General features: G+C 66.1%; 1 protein-coding gene. It reads right to left on the bottom strand.

The genetic code is table 11. The features are described from left to right. Positions 1 to 162: 162 nt before the first annotated feature. The gene (locus BRAS3809_RS05790; protein WP_008961164.1) at positions 163 to 2,478 is read right to left on the bottom strand and encodes an ATP-binding protein; all 2,316 of its coding nucleotides are present in this window, start codon (positions 2,476 to 2,478) and stop codon (positions 163 to 165) included. Between the last annotated feature and the right edge of the window lie 234 nt (positions 2,479 to 2,712).

Genomic DNA, 2,712 nt, shown 5'->3' with positions numbered 1-2,712 from the left:
GGTTCTTTTCCAGCCATTTCGGGATTCCCGGTTCAATCGTCCCATACAGCCGCGGCGCGGCTGCATGGGACGATTGCCCCGGAATGACGGCTTGGGGTGAGGAATGACGGCTGGTGCAGACGTCGAGATGGGCTGATTCCGTTCGTGCTCTCCTCCTCCGCGTCAGGCCTCCGCGGTCGCCGCCGGCGTCTCGTCGGGCGCCAGCGCCGGCGATTCGACGCTCGGCCCGGGCGTGCCGATCGCCTTCAGCATCGCCGCGACCATCGCCGGCTTGCGCAAGGGCTTGGCGAGGAAATCGCTCATCCCCGCCTCGCGGCACTGCTTGATGTCGTCGGGGAAGGCGTTCGCCGTCAACGCGATGATCGGCAGCTCGGCCAGCCGACCGCCCTTCGCACGAATCGTCCGCGTCGCGGTGATGCCGTCCATCTCCGGCATGCGGACGTCCATCAGCACCAGGTCGAACTCCTGCTCGGAGGCGGCGTTCACCGCCTGCAGGCCGTCCGGCACGATGCATTTGTCGACCGCGAACTCCTGCAGCATCTTCGACACCACCATCCGGTTGGTGGCGTCGTCCTCGGCGATCAGCACGCGCAGCGGACGGCCCAGCGCCTCGATGCGCGCCTTGAGATCACCGGCGCCGACGCGGTCGCCGCGCTGATCGGAGATCTGCTTGTCGCTCCAAGGCAGGGTCAGGCTGAAGCGGAAGGTCGAGCCCTCGCCCTGCACCGAGGACACCGCGATCGACCCGCCCATCTGCTCGATGATGCGCCGTGAGATCGCAAGGCCGAGCCCGGTGCCGCCGAAGCGGCGGTTGATCGAGGCGTCAGCCTGCGCGAAATCGGTGAACAGCTTGCCGACGCGGTCGGCGGGGATGCCGATGCCGGTGTCGGAGACGCGCCACTCGATCGTCGCCTTGTTGTCGTCGCGCGTGCGGCAGGCGACCGCGATGGTCACGCCGCCGCGTTCGGTGAACTTGACGGCGTTGGACGCCAGATTGATCAGCACCTGGCGAATGCGCGCGACGTCGCCCTTCAGCGACGGCGGCAGCTTCGGATCGATGTCGGCATTGACCAGCAGGCTCTTGGATTTCGCATTGACGCCCATGATGGCGGTGACCGCCTCGACCAGCGCCGCGGGCGAAAAGTCGACCGTCTCGAATTCGAGCTTGCCGGCGTTGAGCTTCGACAGGTCGAGAATGTCGTTGAGGATGCGCTGCAGATTGTCGCCGGACTCGCGGATCGTCATGACCGCATGACGCTGCTCGTCGTCGAGCTTGGTCTCCAGCAGGGTCGAGGCGAGGCCGAGCACGCCGTTCATCGGGGTGCGGATCTCGTGGCTCATCATCGCCAGGAAGTCGGACTTCGCCCTGCTCTCGGCCTCCGCCTGCTCGGCGCGCCAGCGCTCGGTGACGTCGCGGCCGAAGCCGCGATAACCCGCGAACTTGCCTTCGTAGTCGCGCGCCGGCCGCGCCGTCAGCGCCCACCGCCTGCGCTCGCCGCCGGCGACCACGACATGGATCAGGATTTCCGGAATCGACAGCCGCTGCGCCATGCGGTCGGCGAGGGTCTTCAGCGTCGCCGTATCGGTCGGGCACAGATATTTCAACGTGTCGATCAGACGCTCGCCCTTGAGCTGATCGAGCGGAAGCTGGGCCACGTCGGCGAAACGCTGCGGCGCGTCGATCAGGCGCCCCTCGGCGTCGGTCTGCCACAGCCAGCTCGCGGCGTTCTCCTGGAATTCCTTCAGCAGCAGCGAGATGGTTTCGTTCTGACGCTCATGGCGGATCTGCGCCTTCAGGTTCTCGAGGAACACGTTGCCGTGCGACACCAGATGGCGCACCATGAACGAGGTGTAGAGCAGCAGAAACACGACGAGCACGACGAAGGTGGTGCCGCCACACAGGAACAGCGAGACCACCGAGCACAGCATCAGTGTCCAGGTGTAGACCAGGCCCGCCCGCGGCACGCTCGACATCGCGAACGCGCCGCCTGAGATCATGCCCGTCATCAACGAGCCGACGATGATCTGCAGATGCGGATCGACCTGCGGCATCACGATGAGCGGCAGCGATCCCCAGACCGCCGAGAGGAAGAACGCCTGCAGCGTCATCCGGCTGATGGCGCGCTCCGATGCCTCCTGCGGCCGCGACTTGCGGGCGCGCCACCAGCCACGCAGCGCCATGCCGCCGGACACGATGATCGCAGTCCCCCACGCGGTCAGGAAGAGATTGGAGACGGTGTTCCAGAACACGCCGAGAATGATGGCGGCATTGGCGAAGTTGATGCCGATGGTCACCGGCACGAGGCGCGCCACGGCATCGATCTGCCGCGCGCGGATGCGGCGGCGATCGCGTTCGGTCAGCGCTTCGTCGTCGAGGCCCTCGATGGCGCCGAAGCCACCCAGCCACAGGAAGAATGCACCCAGCGGACTGCCATCGACAGCGCGCTTCGAGGTCGCGGGATCCCCAGGCCAATTCATGAGTGCGCAGAACCTTCCGTGTGATCCCTTGCCATGCCTGATCGGCTGCTTCAGCCGCGTTAATTGTCCTGCCCGTAGAATTACGGAACCCTGACTTTCGCCGCGAAAAACCGTCTCGGAGCGCCGATGCATCGCCCGTTGCGCCCTTGTGCGAAGCCGGCGTCGGATAGCTTCATCGTTCTCGCGGCGTGATCCGCCCGAGTCATGATCGCCGATGTCACCCTCATCCAGGTC

Origin of the sequence: Bradyrhizobium sp. STM 3809 (genome assembly GCF_000239795.1) — a bacterium.
Classification (GTDB): Bacteria; Pseudomonadota; Alphaproteobacteria; order Rhizobiales; family Xanthobacteraceae; genus Bradyrhizobium.
This window is presented reverse-complemented; position numbering and strand designations above follow the sequence as displayed.